At 52.9% G+C, this 17,241-nt stretch carries 11 protein-coding genes and 1 pseudogene; 7 read left to right on the forward strand and 5 right to left on the reverse strand.

The genetic code is table 11. From position 1 onward, the window contains the following. Positions 1-28: 28 nt before the first annotated feature. Positions 29-2,380, forward strand: coding sequence for a tetratricopeptide repeat-containing sensor histidine kinase (locus tag DCC81_RS15995; protein WP_108687603.1), 2,352 nt, complete (start codon positions 29-31; stop codon positions 2,378-2,380). A 5-nt stretch (positions 2,381-2,385) separates the two neighbouring features. Here the strand turns inward: DCC81_RS15995 and DCC81_RS16000 are convergent, their stop codons facing one another. Next, positions 2,386-3,189, reverse strand: a complete 804-nt coding sequence (locus tag DCC81_RS16000; protein ID WP_108688274.1) for a class I SAM-dependent methyltransferase — start codon at positions 3,187-3,189, stop codon at positions 2,386-2,388. Between the two features lie 101 nt (positions 3,190-3,290). On the opposite strand from DCC81_RS16000, the gene DCC81_RS16005 reads away from it, so the two are divergent. From DCC81_RS16005 to DCC81_RS25865, 3 genes are all read left to right on the forward strand, one after another. Further along, positions 3,291-3,776, forward strand: coding sequence for a hypothetical protein (locus tag DCC81_RS16005; protein WP_108687604.1), 486 nt, complete (start codon positions 3,291-3,293; stop codon positions 3,774-3,776). A 163-nt stretch (positions 3,777-3,939) separates the two neighbouring features. Beyond that, positions 3,940-6,270, forward strand: coding sequence for a GH92 family glycosyl hydrolase (locus DCC81_RS16010; protein WP_205686347.1), 2,331 nt, complete (start codon positions 3,940-3,942; stop codon positions 6,268-6,270). A gap of 175 nt (positions 6,271-6,445) precedes the next feature. Beyond that, the gene (locus tag DCC81_RS25865) at positions 6,446-7,327 is read left to right on the forward strand and encodes a cation diffusion facilitator family transporter (RefSeq protein WP_108687605.1); all 882 of its coding nucleotides are present in this window, start codon (positions 6,446-6,448) and stop codon (positions 7,325-7,327) included. Positions 7,328-7,446: 119 nt separating this feature from the next. Here the strand turns inward: DCC81_RS25865 and DCC81_RS16020 are convergent. The 4 genes and pseudogenes from DCC81_RS16020 to DCC81_RS16035 all read right to left on the reverse strand — a co-directional run. Then, positions 7,447-8,652 (reverse strand): annotated as a pseudogene (locus DCC81_RS16020) (ABC transporter permease); the annotation flags it as partial. 136 nt (positions 8,653-8,788) lie between these two features. Then, positions 8,789-9,451, reverse strand: coding sequence for an FAD-binding oxidoreductase (locus DCC81_RS16025; RefSeq protein WP_108688276.1), 663 nt, complete (start codon positions 9,449-9,451; stop codon positions 8,789-8,791). A 118-nt stretch (positions 9,452-9,569) separates the two neighbouring features. Then, a complete protein-coding gene (locus DCC81_RS25740; protein ID WP_205686348.1) occupies positions 9,570-12,020 on the reverse strand; it encodes a hypothetical protein in 2,451 nt (816 codons plus the stop codon). A gap of 298 nt (positions 12,021-12,318) precedes the next feature. Beyond that, positions 12,319-14,673 carry a glycoside hydrolase family 3 C-terminal domain-containing protein gene (locus DCC81_RS16035; RefSeq protein ID WP_108687607.1) on the reverse strand — a complete coding sequence of 785 codons (2,355 nt, stop codon included), beginning with the start codon at positions 14,671-14,673 and terminating at the stop codon, positions 12,319-12,321. 179 nt (positions 14,674-14,852) lie between these two features. Here DCC81_RS16035 and DCC81_RS16040 point away from each other — a divergent pair, with 179 nt between their 5' ends. Genes DCC81_RS16040 through DCC81_RS16050 form a run of 3 tightly spaced genes read left to right on the forward strand, consistent with a single transcriptional unit; the run spans position 14,853 to position 17,230 of the window. After that, positions 14,853-15,851 (forward strand): c-type cytochrome, encoded by a 999-nt coding sequence (locus DCC81_RS16040; RefSeq protein WP_108687608.1) that lies wholly within the window; start codon positions 14,853-14,855, stop codon positions 15,849-15,851. Beyond that, positions 15,848-16,315, forward strand: coding sequence for a DsrE family protein (locus tag DCC81_RS16045; protein WP_108687609.1), 468 nt, complete (start codon positions 15,848-15,850; stop codon positions 16,313-16,315). The genes DCC81_RS16040 and DCC81_RS16045 overlap by 4 nt, the downstream gene beginning before the upstream one ends. Before the next feature lie 3 nt (positions 16,316-16,318). After that, the gene (locus tag DCC81_RS16050) at positions 16,319-17,230 is read left to right on the forward strand and encodes a substrate-binding domain-containing protein (RefSeq protein ID WP_108687610.1); all 912 of its coding nucleotides are present in this window, start codon (positions 16,319-16,321) and stop codon (positions 17,228-17,230) included. Positions 17,231-17,241: the final 11 nt, after the last annotated feature.

Consider the following 17,241-nt stretch of genomic DNA (forward strand, 5'->3'; position numbering starts at 1 on the left):
GGCTTCACGGTAAACTGTTATATCCGCCATGCAAAGGCTATTGCTATTTTTCCTGGGCTTACTGCTTTGTGGCACAGCCGCAAGCGGGCAGCCTGCGCCCGCTGACGCAGGCCGGCAGGTAGTGGTAACCTTCCAGCCGCCCATGGCGGATACAGACCGCATTGCCGCTAGCCTGCGCACCGGTAGTTATTACCTTTACAAACCCGGCCGCTTCCCCGGCGACCTGGATTCCGCACTGGTTTTCTTTACCCGCGCCAGGGACCTGGCAGATACTATTAAAAATACATACTGGCAAAATGAAGCACAGGCCCGCCTGGGGGATTATTACTATGAAAAAGACGACCGGGAAAAAGGAAAATCTGCCTACATCCGCGTGATCGACTTTTACCGCAAAGCCGGCAATAAGGCTATGGAAAAACATTACCAGGACCGCCTCCTGGAAGTGACCGGCGGTGTACATGCAGGCATGGTGCCGGACAATATCCAGTACTTTGAAGCCGGCGGCACCGGGCTGGCTTCCAAAGGCGGGCAACTGCAAAACATTGCCGCGCACAAGGAAATTGCATATGCCTGCATCAAAGCCGGTGAACTGGATAAAGCAGAAAAGGAATTACTGGGCATGCTGGCCGCTTATAATGCACTGCACTATGACAAACTGGTGGATACTTATGAGCTGCTGGCAGAAGTGAGTAAACTGGAAACAGACCTGCACAAGGAACTGCTTTACAAACTGGAGCTCATCAAGAATATGGAAGCCACCGGCGATACGGCCCGCGCAGATTATTTCTATTCCAAACTGGCCCTCACTTATGCAGACCTGAACATGCATGATCAAAGCCAGACCTGGATATTCAAGGCCATGGACGTGCTGATAAGAAGGCATCAGCTGGAAGATTATTATGGCTACGTAAGCCTGGCCGTCTGGAACTTTAACGTGATGAACAAGCCGGAAGAGGGCATTGCCTTCCTGAAGCGTACAGCGCGCGAAGTACCGCCGCTCAATGCCGCGCAGCGGGTGGACCTTTATGAAGGCTATGGCAACTGCTACGCCAATATGCAACAGTATGCAAAAGCGGAACAGTACTACCTGGAAATGATGCGCCTGTACAAGCAGACCAGCTTTAACCAGGCCTTTTACAGCACTAATTACCAGATGACCACAGATTATATTCATTACAACCAGGTGATCGGTAATTTTTACGTGCTTACCAAACAGTATGCAAAGGCGGGCGCCTATTTTGGCAAAATACTGGGGCTGCCCAAAGGCACGGTGCGCCCCGTAACACTGAGCAAGATCAACCGTATGCAGTTCACCGTGGACTCTGCCCGGGGGAATTACATTGCCGCCATACAGCATTTTGAAACTTCCAAAAATATAGACGACTCCCTTTTCAATGATAACAAGAGTAAGCAGATAGAGGAGCTGGAGATCAGCTACCAGACGGAGAAGAAGGACAAGGAGTTGCAAACAAAACAGAAGAACATTGTGCAGCTGGTGAACAAGAACCTGTTGCAGGATGCGCGCCTGCGCGAGGCGAACCTGATCCGCAACGTGATCATTATTTCATCATTGCTGCTCATTGCGCTGCTCTATACCGGTTACCGTTTTAAGCAACGGCACAACATCCAGCTGCAGGTGCAGCAAAGAGTGATCAATAGCAAGAACCAGCGCCTGGAACAGGTGTTGGCGGAGCAGCAAAAACTCCTGGCCCAGAAAGAATGGCTGGTGCGGGAGATCCATCACCGCGTGAAGAACAACCTGCAGATCGTTATCAGCCTGCTGAATGTGCAGGCCGGGTTCCTCAACGATCCATCCGCTGTAGAAGCCATCCGCGAAAGCCGGGAACGCATGCAGGCCATTGCCATCATCCACCAGAAATTATACCAGCCGGATAGCAGCACCCGCATTAACCTGCGCTCTTACATCCAGGAAATGGTGATCTACCTGCGCAGCAGTTTTTCCGGTTATGAAAAGATCAGCTTCCAACTGGATGTGGAAGAGTTGAATGTGGATGTATCGCAGGCGGTGCCCCTGGGTATCATTATCAACGAGGCTATCACCAATTCGGTGAAGTACGCATTCCCCATTCACCGGAAAGGCCGCATTGTCATTAGTGTGCACCAGTTTAACGGGGATGAAGTGCTGTTGCGCATTAAAGATAACGGCCAGGGCTTCCCGGACGATTTTGATCTGAAGGATAACAATTCCCTGGGCATCCAGCTCATGAAATTATTTGCGGAGCAACTGGAAGCTGCTTTATCCTTCCGCAGCCATGATGGCGCGGAGATCTCGCTGCGTTTTAAATCACAGCAAACCATTGACCCCGTGGAGCCGGATGCATTTGCAAACATCCAGCCCAAACAGGAAGCTGTTTCTTAAAGCAGCTACAGGCTTCCCTGTACATCATTCAGTTTCATGGCCATCCACTGTGCCGCGTCACTTTCCAGCCATGCGTTATAGTCCGTAATGGCCTGCAGGCGTGCCGCTTCGGTGATGTAACCATCCTGCACCATCTGCGGTCCTCTCAGTTCGGCTACTTTTGTCCAGAGGCCGGCTTTCGCTAAGAAACCGTCTTCTCCTTTTTTGCATACTTCATTGGCGCGTATGCAGCGGATGTTCTGCAATCCCAGGGTGAGAAAGAGTTGTGCCAGGTGATCGCCAATGGCGTTGTCCATGCCGGCATCCGCCCGCCATTGCAGGAAAGCGGCGTAGAAATCCCGCATGCTTTGCGGGGGCGGTGCATTCCATTCAATGGCGGTATGGTTGTAATCAAGTATGGAGATGCAGCCGCCGGGGCGCAGCAGCGATTTGAATTTTTCCAGGGCTGCTACAGGATTGCTCAGCCACTGCAGCACGCGGGCAGACACCACGAGGTCAAACGGTTGTTCCGGTGTGTAGCTGAAAAGATCAGCCTCCGCCAGTTGCAGGTTGTGAATGGCCGCATGATCTTCCCGGCCTTTGGCAATAAGATGGGCGCTGCTGTCAATGCCCACTGCTGTACCATCCGGGCCTACCGCATTGGCAATACCGGCCGTGATAGCACCGGTGCCACAGCCTACATCCAGTACCCGCATGCCATTATGCAGCAAGGGCAGGAGGGAAGCATAGCTGTTTTCCAGGCTGCGGGCATCCAGTACGCTGGAGGTTCCTTTGGGCATTTGGGCACTTTCGGTAGCAATTGGTTTCATGGTCAGTGTTTTGTGGAATATGAAGGAAAGTTGGGTGTTGTTCAAGATACAGTGGAATCTTCATTTTTTCCTGTAATTTGCCGCACACAATCTACAACGTAATGAGAAAATTACTATTTGTACTGGCAGCTGCCGGTATCACTGCATTTACCGCCCAATCCTGTAAAACCATGCAAAAGCCCGCCAATACTGACGATGCAGACCTCATCACTGAAATGACCCTGCCTTCCACCGTGAAAGCCGGAGACCCGATCATGGTCACCTTCACCGTAAAAAATCCCGGGAGCAAGGACCGGCAATTCCTGAAATGGCAAACGCCCTTTGAAGGATTCCTGAATGATTTCCTGGATATCCGCAATCCTGCAGGGGAACTGCTGGAATACCACGGCCCCATGGTAAAGCGCATGATGCCCCCGCCGGCGGAATCTTTCATCACGGTGGGCGCCGGCCAGCAACAAACAGGCAGTACAGACATTACCAAAGTATACCACATTAAACTACCGGGCACTTACACGGTGGAGTACACCGGTACCAGCATGAGTGGCCTGAAAAAGGTGAACAAAGCTGCATTCACGGTAGTGCAATAGCACAATAAACGCCTGCAAAATTTTAAAGCCTTCCGCTGGAACACATACGTTTTCAGTGGCAGGCTTCTTTATTTGGGGGAATTGAATTTGTGGGTTGCCTCAGGCATTGGAAATTGTTTTTTAGAAATTGTTCTACCTTGGCTTTCCGGAAACCATTGCATTTATGAAGCATTTACTAAGCGCAGGCCTGCTGGCCCTTGGCCTTAGCACCCAGGTGCAGGCCCAGTCCCTTTTACAGTACGCACATCCTGAAATAGGCACGGCACACAGCCGCTGGTTCTTCTACACGCCCGCTGCCGTACCAGGCGGCATGGCCAAGCTGGCCCCGTCTACCAACGGCCACTATGGGAATCCTTCCGGCTGGGAAGCCGTGGGCTACGATGCCCGCCATAATTCCATTGAAGGCTTCGTGCATTTTCACGAATGGCAGTTGGGTGGTGTAAGCTTTATGCCCACCACCGGCGCGCTGCGGGTACAGCCCGGCGACCTGGAAGGCCCTAAAAACGGCTACCGCTCCCACTTTGACCGGAAAAATCAGGTGTCACAGGCTGGTTATTATAAAGTGCTGCTGGACGATTATAACATCACCGCGGAACTTACCGCCACCACCCGCGTGGCCTTTCACCGTTATACCTTCCCGGAAAACAAGCAGTCCCACATCATCCTCGACATAGGCAATGTGCAGGGCGAAAGCGGGCCCATACTGGACGCCTCCGTGCGCATGACGGATGCCACCCACTTTGAAGGATTTGTACTCACCGCGCCCAAGTATACGAAGCACGACGATCCCGGCGGCAAGGTGTCTATGTACATTTACGGGGAACTGAGCAAACGCCCGGATAGCGTAGGGGCGTTTACGTTAGCCGGGGTACAGGCAGGCCGGCAGGAAGCCAAAGGCGTTGGGGCGGGGCTTTACCTGAACTACACCACCAAAGACCAGGAAGCCGTGGAGATCAAGGTGGGCTTGTCTTATACCTCCATTGACAATGCAAAGCTGAACCTTCAAACGGAAGCTGCGGATCTCAACTTTGACCAGGCCAAGGCGCTGGCGCAGCAAACCTGGGAAACCGCATTTGAAAAGATCCGCGTAGCAGGTGATGAGGATAGCAAAATAAAATTTTATACCTCCCTGTTTCACGTACTGCTGGGCCGCGGCACAGCCAGTGATGTGAATGGTGCTTACCCCAAGCACATGGCCACCGCAGGCCAGCTGCCGGCGCATGCCAACTTCCAGTTCATCAACACCGATGCCATCTGGGGCGGTTACTGGAATCTTACGCAGTTATGGTCACTGGCATACCGCCAGCCGTATATCAATTTTGTACAGACGCAGTTGCAACTGTCTAAGGACAGGGGCTGGTTTGGCGATGGGATTGTGAACAGTGAATATGTATCCGGGGTAGGGACCAACTTTGTAGGACTGGTGGTGGCGGCGGCATACCAGGCGGGCATCCGGGACTACGATACGGCTTATGCCTATGCTGCTGCAAAGAAAAATGAATTGGGTTGGGAAAACAGGCCTACCGGTTCCGGCAAAACAGATACGCGTGCCTTCCTGAAATATGGCTATTCCCCTTACAAGGAAAGTGATCCTGCGGATAGCACGGGAGCACATTTCTCCGCCTCCCACACCCTGGAATACGCGTTCAGCGCATTTGCCGTAGCACAAATGGCAAAGGCCATGGGACATACAGCGGATTACAAGACGCTGATCAAATATTCCAATGGCTGGCGTTATCTTTTCAATCCGGCCAATCACCTCATACAGCCCAAACTGGCGGAGGGCACTTTCCTGGGCAATTTTGATCCCTATGCATCCTGGCGTGGTTACCAGGAGGGCAATGCCATGCAGTACACTTACTTTGTGCCGCAAAATCCTGCTGCGTTGATAGCTGCCATGGGCAAGGATTCCTTTAATATTAAGCTGGACAAGATCTTTGAATCCGCGGAGCAGAGCAGCTTTGGCGGCGGTAAGGAGATCGATGCATTTGCCGGTATCAAATCCATTTATAATCATGGGAATGAGCCTGCGTTGCATATCAGCTGGTTGTTCAATTTCTCCGGCCGTCCCTGGCTCACACAGAAATGGACGAGGCTGATCTGTGATGAGTTTTACGGCACAGCGCCCATTCATGGTTATGGCTATGGTCAGGATGAAGACCAGGGCCAGCTGGGCGCCTGGTATGTACTGGCATCACTGGGCATTTTTGATGTGAAAGGCTTTACAGACCTGCGCCCCATCGTGGAGCTGGGCAGCCCCCGTTTTGATAAGGCCACCATCCAGTTACAGAACGGCCGCACGCTGGTGATCAGCGCGCCCCATCACACGGATAAAGATTACTACATACAATCCGCCACGCTCAATGGAAAGCCCCTGGCCAATTGCTGGCTGTACCGGGATGTACTGATGAAAGGCGGGGAACTGAAGCTGGTGATGGGCAGCAAACCCAATACCCGCTGGGGCATAAAAGTACCGCCACCTTCCGTGCAATAAGAACGGGATTAACGTAATTATAACATAGAAAAGCCTTACCTGCAAACGCTTGCTGGTAGGGCTTTTTGTTAGATGCATCTAACCTGGGGCGCTTTACTTTTATAATTTCATACAGACAAATTTATCTTTCAAAACAGATGGTTTATTTTTGCGCCTTCTAAACCACTACCTGCTTATGCAAACTGCCAGTCTTCATCCTTCCGAAAGAGCGATGCGCACTACTTTGTTGGGTATTGCGATCAGTATTGTGCTGATTTTTGTAAAGCTGGCGGCCGGCTATTTCGGGCATTCCTACGCGCTGGTGGCGGATGCATCTGAAACCGCCTCGGACGTGCTGAGTTCCGGCCTGCTTTGGATAGGCCTGCGCATTGCCATGAAACCTGCGGATGAGCAACATCCCTACGGGCATGGCAAGGCAGAGCCCCTGGCGGCCATTCTCATTTCATTATTCCTGCTGGGCGCGGCGGTATGGATAAGCTGGCACGCCATTGAATTTATCCGTACGCCCCACCAGCTGCCCAGGCGCTTTACCTTATTGGTACTGGGCGCGGTGATCCTCATTAAAGAAGGGATGTTCCGTTACGTGCTGAAAGTAGGGAAGGAGATCAACAGCCAGGCGGTAAAATCAGATGCTTACCACCACCGTAGTGATGCTATTACGTCCATTGCGGCATTCGTTGGCGTGGGCATTGCTTTATTGCTGGGCAAGGGTTATGAGGCGGCTGATGACTGGGCGGCCCTCATTGCCAGCGGCATCATTGCCTACAATGCCATTTCCCTGCTGGGCCCCGCGCTTAATGAAGTGATGGACGCCACACCTGGCGCGGCTATTGTGAACAAAGTAAGGGCGCTGTCCGGTGAAAACCCGGATGTGCTGCTGGTGGAAAAATGCTATGTGCGCAAAATGGGCTTCGATTATTTTGTAGACATCCACATCCAGGTGTTGGATACACTGAGTGTACGGCGCGGGCACGAGATCGCGCACGCAGTGAAAGACACGCTCCTGCAAAGTGACCTGAATATCAAAGATGTGCTGGTGCATGTAGAGCCGGCATAATGTTGCTGCATATACGTTGTAAGCCATCCCGATTGGGATGGCTTTTTTATTCTGCTTTGAGGCTGTTCACCGGGTTGGCCATGCCCGCGGAAAGCAGTTGCCGGCTTATAGTGGCTCATTATAATGGCGGGATAACTACCACCCGCACTGATGATGAAGACCAGCAAGCCTGCGATGGAAGCCGCCAGGAGCGGGTCTTTGAAAACGTTAAGGGAAATGGGTACCTGCACCCAGTTGTTCATCAGCGGGCGTGCGGCAAAGGTCCATGCGAGTGCCAGCAGCATGGCCAGGAGGGCAACGCAGGTGGTTTCCAGCATGAATTGCCAGAAGATGCTGCGGGGCGCACTGCCCAGTACCTTGCGGGTGCCGATCTCCCGGGCTCTCCGGGCGCTTTGGGCAGTGGCCAGGTTAATGAAATTAAAACAGGCGATCACCACCAGGAAAATGCCCACAAATGCCAGCGTGGTAAGCAGGGAGTGTTGCATAGTGCCGCTAAAAAAGGGATTGAAGTGGACGTCACTTAAAGGCTGTAAAGTGAACTGGTATACGTTTGCAATATCATTCGGGAAGTGCTGGTTACGGAGGCGGATCATGGCTTTGTTGATGTCATTGACATCCACGCCTTCCCGTAGTTGCACAAACGTTTGGGTGTTGCTCTTGATGTAGTTCCAGTCCTGCAGCATTGCTGCTGCCTCCGTGCTGAAACCCCGGAAAGATGCATCAGACAATAACAGGTTGGCGCCAAGGTCCGTATGGCCCGGAAGATCGGCCATTACGCCGCTGATCGTTACTTCGTATTTGCTATCCAGTTGCAGCGCTTTACCAATTACATTGTCACTGCCAAAATATTTACGTGCCAGCGATGCCGTGATCACTGCGCTGCCAGGGGCTGTGGAGTAACTGCCTTGTAAGAAATGATAAGTAAACAGGTGGAACCATGCATCGCCTACAAATGCTACGTTGTTATGTTCCTTGAAGTAGGTGGTCTGCGCGGTGCCCGGTACACCCACCGTGGCCGCGGGTAGCTGCGTAAGCACGGCTTGTGCGGCAATGCCGCTTTGCTGCTGTTGCAAGGTAGGGCCCATGGCCAGCGGGCTGCCTTGTTCATGCACGGTGCTGCCATCATCCAGGTGCAGTTCCGTGACTACACGGTACAACTGTGACGGGTGGGGATGGTATTGATCAAAACTGAGGTGAAAACGGATGAACTGCAGTAATACCAGGCCTCCGGCCATGCCGAGGGAAAGGCCAAGCACGTTGAGAAGCGTATAAAAGCGGTGCTTCCATAAATTGCGGAGCGCTATTTTCAGGTAACTGTGGAACATGCAGCAGGCGGTTTACAGGCTGCTGCACAAGAATCCGGCCTGACAGGAGGGCCTTGAAAGCCAGTAAATTAGCAGGTCCTGTACCCCGCGGTTGTCCGCTTTTGATACGCGCCCCGTCCATTTGGGGACGGCCCCCTTATTTTTCAAATACAACGGAATCTGCCTTCGCGCCCAGTTCCTCCAGGGTTTTAGACAGGTCTGCCACCATCTGGTCCGGTCCGCAAATGTAAAAGGGCTTGGAGAAATCTTTGATATTCGCCTGCAGGAAAGCCTTGTCTATGCGACCCTTGTGATAGGGAGAATCTTCCCGGCTGATGAGGTAATGTACCTGCCGGCCCAGCATCTGGTCCAGCTCTTCCTTGAGGATAATATCCTGCATGGTCTGGTTGGCGAAGAACAGTTGGTTACCCGCGATCTTATTGTCTTTATGCAGCTGGCGCAAAATGGCCAGGAAAGGGGTAATGCCCGCGCCGCCGGCCAGGAAATAGCCTTCTCCTTTATAACTGATAGCGCCCCATACATCGCGGATGATCAGTTCATCACCCACTTGCAAGGTGCTCAGCGTATGGGTTACGCCGTCGTGGTCGTGGTAAGATTTAATGGTGAACTCCAGGAAGTCATCGTCATTCAGGCAGGTGAATGTAAAAGGGCGCAGCTCGTTTTTCCAGCGGGGTTGGTTGATGGATACGTCCGTGGCCTGCCCGGGTTCAAAATGATAGCCTGCCGGTTTGCTAAAGCGGTATCTCCGCACATTGTGGGTCACAAGTTGCAGGGAGATGATCTTTACGATGTGTTCCATAAGTGTCGCGTTTTTAAGTACGCCGGTTTGCACACCGGCACTACACAATGTACGCAATTTTCAGGCCTCACCGTGGCGGGCTGATGGAATCTGCAAGGTTTCAACCGCTTGGTAGTGATCACTGTTTTACCAGGTGTGGCCCTAATTCCCGCACGTGTGCGGGATCCAGGGCCAGGTATGCTGCTACTACTTTTCCAAACACAGATTCACGGTCATTGAGCTGTATGTACAACGTGTCTATAACGCGGGTAAGCGCCATGAGCACCCAGGTGGCTGCGAACATCTGCCTGCGTTTCTCCACATCCGTGGCCAGGAAAAGATCTTCCGCCAGGAATAGCGCGGCATCGGGTTCTTCCAGCTTCTGGTTAAAGAATTTGTCCAGCGCAAAGCAGGCCACAGACCAGGATTCCAGGCCACGGCAACTTTCATAATAGATAATGCGCGATTCATGCGGCCCGGGAACGGCCTGTTGGGATTTATCGTCAATGGTGCCATCCCAGAAGCGGTCTTTGTAAGTTTCCAGCCCTGGCATGTATTTCCAGCCGCCCTTACGGCGGTGCAGGGTTTCGCGGATGTTACCATGCTCACTCACCATTACCGCGGGGCGCTCCTGTAACTCGCCCTGGTCTGTAGCGCGCTGGCTGTTGCTTTCCAGTAGCACCAGCAGGCTTTCATAGCGGGTGCAGCCATTCACCGCACCTTTCAACGCAAGGTGGTTGAATACTTCTTTCACTGCTGTATCCGGGTTTTGCTGGCGGAAATCGATCAGCAGTTCACCGTCATCCGGTGCGTCCATCGGCTCCAGGTGGAAGTCGATATTGAATTGGGCTGCCACGAAGTTGCAGAAGTCTGCCACCGTTTTCTTGATGCGGAAAGATCTGTTGCGGGTGTAATACTTCTTAAAGGCGATCTTTTTGTTTTGCGATACTTCCCAGTTGCAAAGCTCCGTATGCCGCACCAGCTGGTCCTTCCCGCCGTTTGCCACCACCAGGTTATTGGCGCCGTACAGGGAGAGGAGGATGTCTTTTTCAAAACGGTGGCAGTCCTGTGCTTCGTCTACAAACACGGTACGGTTTCGCTGGTGCCCGGCCAGGATACGCGATACCTGTTCCATAAAGCCTTCCAGCGTTATCTTCACCCCGCCTTCGTTCCGTACTACCTGGTGCTCCTGCAAGTGCAATGCCCACAGCAGCAAGGAATGTTTATGAGCAATGCCGTGCTGTTCAAAATATACTTCCGGTTCGGAAATGGCTAGCAGCGTGTTTTCCAGTACATCATAGTAATCGGCAATGAAGGTTTTGCTGGCTTCCACCTGTGACAGCAGCACGACCTTGCGCTCGTAATATTCTTTAGACAGGCGGTTAAAATGCGCCGGTTTAAAATCTTCACTTCTTTCCAGGAAGCGGATAAAATCAAGCCCCGCTTCTTTGGCGCCTGTGTCCAGGGTGGTGGTGGATCTTAATGCCTGCTTCAGAGATACCCACCCGCTTTGCTGGCGCAGCAGCGGCTCTGTAAAATTGTAGATAAGGCGCATGCGCTCCTTCAGGTGGTGCTGGAGCTTTTCCAGCCTGGCGGCAGAAAGCACATGCAGTACGCCCAGTGATCTGGCCAGCCGGTAGAAGAAGGAGTGCAGGGTAAGCACAGCAGCCTCGCCGGGCATACTGCCGCCACGTTCCAGGCATTGTATGTTCTGGTGGGCTTTGATAGTGCGGGCTATGTCAAAGATGAGCAGCTTATTGTAACTGAGAAAGAGTGCATTGCCGCCATTGCCGGTACACTTCATCATCAGGGTCAGTAACTCGCTGGACTTTCCCGTGCCGGCCTTACCATGAATGATGATGAGGTTTTTATTCAGCTCTTCAAACAAGGTCTTTTCATTCGTTAGCTGGCGCCCCAGGCGTTCCGTTTTACGGCGGGTGAGGAAGCCTATTTCGCTGTCGCGGATGGCCTGTTCCGCCAGGGCGTGCAGCTGGTGTGGCAGGGCGGCATAGCCCGCGTCTGTCTTCCACTCTTTGTAGGAAATGAAGATGTCGGATGTGCTTTCCAGGAAGTAGCGGTTCAGCGCAAAGAAGTCCAGCTGCGGCGCCACCAGGTAATTGTCCAGCACCTGCTCATGTGGGTTCTGGATGAAAATAAGGGGTTGCACATACAGCTGGTCTTTCTGGAAGCCGCATTTGTGCACCAGGTAGTTGGTAAGGTTAAATCGCAGGGAACTGATCTCCGTGCTGTAGTCCAGCACTTCGGCATCGTGCAGCAGCTGCAGGCCGGAAATTGTCACCGGTGCTGTTTTCAGGTGGGATACAAATTTGACAGGGATGACCAGGTTGTGCAGGTACACATACCTGTCTTTCTTTTTAAACCGGTAAAAGTTGCCTTTTTCCGGGTTTACCGCCAGTACCAGCAGCAGGTCTATATTGGCTTCTGAAGATACCGGTACGGGGAAATTGTTGAAGGCAAATACCTGCGCGTCCAGTGCCGTGCCGCTTACCAGCTGGTTAAAGCTGCTTTCAAAAGCCTCATAGTCAAACAAGGGGTTGCGGCCATTAATGGCAGTGATGTTGATACTCATGATGTCCTCCTTTTGGTTGTGTTTTTTTGAGCTGTTGGGTTTAAAAATGGGGGCCGGAAATTTTTCGATCGATGCTTTCAGGACAGCATGTTGGGGCACATGCCGGAGGCTAAAATACATTGGCAAAACGCATTGAATATGCGCAACCGGAGAAATCAGTAAATCGGACAACAACGGGTACACGAAAAAAAAGGTGCCGGCTGCAAACTGGCTGCAGCCGGCACTTCTAAGAATTGATTACTAACGTTTACGCATAAGCGCAATAAAATGAAACTGCACTGATGGTGCAGTGAAAATCTTACGGATGCAGTTCATGAAGCGGCAACTGCGGTGCCAGCGCAGTGTGTACTTTCTCCGCCAGCATTTCCTTGTCCAGGGTGAAAGTGGCCGTCTGGCGGACGTCTTCAGACGATGCACCTATACGTACTTCATAGTTGCCTGCATCGGCTATCCAGGACGACTGGGCCGTGTTAAACGATGCAAGATCTTTAATGCTTAATGTAAAAGTGAGCGTCTGGGAAGCGCCGGGTGCAAGCAGTTTGGTCTTGGCAAAAGCCTTCAGTTCCTGTGCGGGTTTGTCCGCCATCTTTGCCGGTGCGGCCAGGTAAAGCTCTACTACTTCTTTACCGGGTACCTTACCGCTGTTGGTCACCGTGAGGGTCGCGGTCATAGGCGTGCCGTCAAAGTGGCTGCCGGATAGGGTTACCTTGCCATAGCTGAAGTTTGTGTAAGACAATCCATACCCGAATTCATACGCTGCTTTGATGTTGAAGGTTTTGTAATAACGGTAGCCTACATAGATGCCCTCTTCATAACTTACTTCCGCGGGCTTGCCCATGAGCGGGTTGCCGGCCGTGCTATCGTCCGGGTGCAGTAGCTGGCCCGGGAAGGTCCTGGCCGAAGGCACATCTTCATAATGCACGGGGAAGGTAGCGGTGAGCTTGCCGGAAGGATTTACTTTCCCGGTCACTACATCTGCAATCGCGTGCCCGCCTTCCTGGCCAGGCTGCCAGGCCAGGAGGATGGCGTCTGCATCATCGCGCCAGCTGCTTACATCCATCACGCCACCAATGTTCATTATGACAATTACTTTTTTTCCTTTAGCGTGAAAAGTGTTGCTGATGTTGTGCAGGTTTTGCAGTTCTGCAGCTGTGAGGGTATAATCGTCATCTACTTTGCGGTCGCCGCCTTCACCCGCCAGGCGGCCTATGGTCACCAGGGCAATATCGTTACTGGCAGCTTTGGCTTGCAGCAGTGTTTCTTCCAATGGCATTTCAGCAATGGGTGGCGGTGCCAGGAAGGCCATGGCAGGTTTGGAACGATGGTTTTTCTGCGCTGCAATGTACACCTGGTAAGTGTTTGAGAGCGCTGCGTCCACCGGGAAATTAGCTGCCTGCATGCCTTCCAGCAGGGATACCACATATGCTTTATTTACATCACCACTACCGGTGCCACCGGCAATGAGGTCGTAAGATGTATTGCCAAACAAGGCAATGCGCCTGCTTTGGGCCAGGGGCAATACATTGTCCTTGTTCTTCAGCAGTACCATACCTTCTGCGGCGGCGGCGCGGCTCACGGCCGCATGTGCTTTCAGGTCTGGCTTATCACTGTAATTGTAGTGTTTAAACGCCGGCGAGAGCAGGATGATGTTGAGGATGCGGGTCACGTTTTCATCCAGCTGTGCCGGGGTAATGACACCGCTTTGCACACCGGCCAGTAGTGCCTCTGTTTGGGCATGGGTTCCGGGCATTAACATGTCATTACCGGCATTCATCTGCGCCACGGGATGCTGCCCGCCAAACCAGTCTGTCATCACAAACCCTTTGAAACCCCATTCATCGCGCAGGATGTCCGTGAGCAGGGGCCGGCTTTCAGAAGTGTAAGTATCGTTCACCAGGTTATAGGACGACATCACGGTCCAGGGTTGGGATTGTTTTATGGCAATCTCAAACCCGCGCAGGTACAGCTCGCGCAGCGCACGCTCACTCACATGGGTGTTCAGCTGCATGCGGTTAAACTCCTGGTTGTTGGCCGCAAAGTGTTTCAGGGAAGTGCCTACATGATTGGCCTGTACGCCATTGATCAGTGCGGCGGCAATATTGCCTGCCACCACGGGGTCTTCAGAATAGTATTCAAAATTGCGGCCACCCAGCGGGTTGCGTTGCAGGTTAATGGCGGGCGACAACAATACATCAATACCATAATCCAGTGCCTCTTTGCCAAACGCCTGGCCCACGCGCCGCACCAGGGCTGTGTCCCAGGAACTGGCCAGCAACGTGCCTACAGGGAAAGCGGTGGCATAGTAAGGATGGGCACTGTCTCCATTGCGGATGGGATTAATGCGCACCCCTGCAGGACCATCGGAAAGCACGATGGACGGGATGCCCAGTCGGGGAATGGCGTGCGTGCGGCCGGCCGCACCGGGTACTTTTTCCGGCACCTGGTCATCGCCCGGGTCGGCCGGGGGCAGCATGCCGGGTGGCAGGTCTTCAATGCGCATGCCCATGCCTACAATGAGCTTTACTTTTTCTTCGGTGGTCATAGCCTTTACCACCTCCGGTAAAGGGCTGTGGCCCAGTTGGGGCGCTGTTTGCGCAAATATGCAGCTGCTGGCAAAGCATAGACAGAGTATGCCTGCAATAGACCTGATCATGTACGTGGGTTTAGTTTTAGATATGGTAACAGCAAAATGATCACAAAATATACCGCTTTTTTAGCAAAGCCAGCCTGCGTATCTTACCATAACCAAAGGTAATGCCGCATGACATTTACCAATAAGCACCCCAGGAACATGCGTGTTATCTTTGGGGTGAACGGAAGCATTTTAAACGTATGATGAAGCAACACTGGTTCCCGGTTTTATTGTTTTGCATTTGCTGCGCAGGTGTATGGCATAGTTGCCAGCAGGTCCGGGACGCGCGGCGGGAGCAGGAGGTAGCGGACAGGAATGATCAACAACCGGCCGGCGCAGATACACTATGGCATGGTGCAGGGGTGGAAGACCTGCCGGATGATGCACAGGTGCGGTATGGACATGACCTGGTGGCCAACACCTCCGCTTACCTGGGCCCCCGGGGCAGCGTGGCGCATATCTCCAATGGCATGAACTGCCAGAACTGCCACCTGCAGGCCGGGACCGTGCCTTTTGGCAATAACTATGGTAAAGTATATGCCACCTACCCGCTGTACCGCGCCCGTAATAACGGCATACAGGATATCTATGACCGGGTGAATGACTGCCTGCAACGCAGCCTGAATGGCCAGCCGCTGGATAGCAGCACCAAAGAAATGCAGGCTATTTATGCCTACATTAAATGGCTGGGTAAAGATGTGCCCAAAGGCACGGTGCCAGGTGGTACCAGTATTATGAAACTGGCTTACCTGGACCGCCCTGCCAGTCCCGCCGCCGGCAAGGCTGTTTATGCCGCTACCTGCCAGCGCTGTCATGGCAGTGACGGGCAGGGGCAGCTCAACCCGGACCATAACGGGTACGCCTATCCGCCGTTATGGGGGCCACATAGCTTTAACGATGGAGCAGGCCTGTACCGCATCAGCAACATGGCGGGTTTTGTGTACAACAACATGCCCTTTGGCACAGACTATCAACATCCCCAACTGAGTGAGGCAACTGCGTGGGACGTGGCAGCCTTTGTAAACAGCCAGCCCCGCCCGCATTACAATCAACAGAACGACTGGCAGATGCGGGAAAGAAAACCGCTGGATTTCCCATTTGGCCCTTATGCGGATCCTTATACGGAACGGCAACATAAATACGGGCCTTTTAAACCTATTCAAGTATTTTACGCAAGCAATAAAAACAAAACTCCATGAAACAATTAGCGATCCAACTGGCCTGCTGCCTGCTGCTGGCCACCGCCGCGCACGCGCAGGCCGATACCGGCAAACTGGCTGCCAACAAGGCTTTTACCGGTGCCAGGGCCACACAGAAACATTATAACGCTATTTATCAACTGGACTCCAACGATCCCAAGACCATCGTCAAGGCATTCCGCAACATCCAGAACGCGCTCAGCGATCCCCGCCTGCAGGGCAAGGTCACCATTGAACTGGTCACTTTTGCGGCCGGCACGGACGTAGTGCTGAAAGATGGCCCTTATGAAAAGGACCTGCAGGACCTTATTGAAAAAGGCGTGATCGTGGCTCAATGCGCTAATTCCCTGCGGGAAAGGAAGATCCCGCAGGACAAGGTCTTTGATTTTATTGCCATTGTACCAAGTGGTAACGGGGAGCTGATCCTGCGCCAGGCGGAGCACTGGGCCATTGTAAAACCATAACACATGAGACATAAGATAGTGATAACGGCCCTGTTGCTGGCGGCTGCAGGGGCAGGTCATGCGCAGGACCATTCTTTTGATCCACCCTGGAACACACCGCCCCGGGCCAGTGTAAACTTCACGGTACCCGGTATAGACAATGTGCCGGACCTGTATGGGGATATCAATGATCCGCAACTGGTGGTCTTCTTTGGCGGTAACCAGTTTATGTGCATTGATGACCTGCTGGCCGGTTTTAAAAAAGCATACCCGCAGTATACCCGCGTCTTTGCAGAAACGCTACCACCAGGCATCCTGGACCAGCAGATTGCCGGCGGCGACCTTACCATCGGTAACCTGCATATCACGCTGCGCCCCGATGTGTTTACCGCCAGCAAAGGCATGCTGGAAGAAAAGGCCGGCCTGTTAAAGGACACGGTGTCTTACACCTCCAATAAACTGGCTATCATGGTACGCGCCGGCAACCCTAAGCATATCCAGGGCTGGAAAGACCTGGGCCGTGAAGATGTGCGGGTGAGCATGCCCAATCCTGCCTGGGAAGGCGTTGCCAAACAAATACAGGCATCCTATGTAAAAGCCGGTGGTGAAGCGCTAAAACAAACCATCATGGAAACAAAGGTGAAAGACAGCACTACTTACCTTACCAAGATCCATCACCGCCAAACGCCCATGCGTATCCTTTACAACCAGAGCGATGCCGGCCCGGTATGGTACTCAGAAGCCTGGTATCAAAAAATGATCGGTAACCCGGTGGACCTGGTAACGGTGCCAGATGCCCAAAATGCCACGGTGATTTACACGGCCGGCTCCCTGAAAACTGCCCCTCACGCGCAGGCGGCCGCAGATTTCCTGCGCTTTCTCCGTAGCCCTGCCGCCCAAGCCGTATATAAGAAGTACGGTTTTGATCTGAAGTAGGTGGCTGCAGT

This window comes from Chitinophaga parva, from assembly GCF_003071345.1.
GTDB lineage: Bacteria > Bacteroidota > Bacteroidia > Chitinophagales > Chitinophagaceae > Chitinophaga > Chitinophaga parva.

Excerpts from the sequence above, each read along its gene's own strand:
- DCC81_RS16035 (WP_108687607.1), bottom strand. The coding sequence starts at position 14,673 with ATGATCAGGTCTATTGCAGGCATACTCTGTCTATGCTTTGCCAGCAGC.
- DCC81_RS16010 (WP_205686347.1), top strand. The coding sequence starts at position 3,940 with ATGAAGCATTTACTAAGCGCAGGCCTGCTGGCCCTTGGCCTTAGCACC.
- DCC81_RS16050 (WP_108687610.1), top strand. The coding sequence starts at position 16,319 with ATGAGACATAAGATAGTGATAACGGCCCTGTTGCTGGCGGCTGCAGGG.
- DCC81_RS25740 (WP_205686348.1), bottom strand. The coding sequence starts at position 12,020 with ATGAGTATCAACATCACTGCCATTAATGGCCGCAACCCCTTGTTTGAC.
- DCC81_RS16025 (WP_108688276.1), bottom strand. The coding sequence starts at position 9,451 with ATGGAACACATCGTAAAGATCATCTCCCTGCAACTTGTGACCCACAAT.
- DCC81_RS15995 (WP_108687603.1), top strand. The coding sequence starts at position 29 with ATGCAAAGGCTATTGCTATTTTTCCTGGGCTTACTGCTTTGTGGCACA.
- DCC81_RS16045 (WP_108687609.1), top strand. The coding sequence starts at position 15,848 with ATGAAACAATTAGCGATCCAACTGGCCTGCTGCCTGCTGCTGGCCACC.
- DCC81_RS16000 (WP_108688274.1), bottom strand. The coding sequence starts at position 3,189 with ATGAAACCAATTGCTACCGAAAGTGCCCAAATGCCCAAAGGAACCTCC.
- DCC81_RS25865 (WP_108687605.1), top strand. The coding sequence starts at position 6,446 with ATGCAAACTGCCAGTCTTCATCCTTCCGAAAGAGCGATGCGCACTACT.
- DCC81_RS16005 (WP_108687604.1), top strand. The coding sequence starts at position 3,291 with ATGAGAAAATTACTATTTGTACTGGCAGCTGCCGGTATCACTGCATTT.
- DCC81_RS16040 (WP_108687608.1), top strand. The coding sequence starts at position 14,853 with ATGATGAAGCAACACTGGTTCCCGGTTTTATTGTTTTGCATTTGCTGC.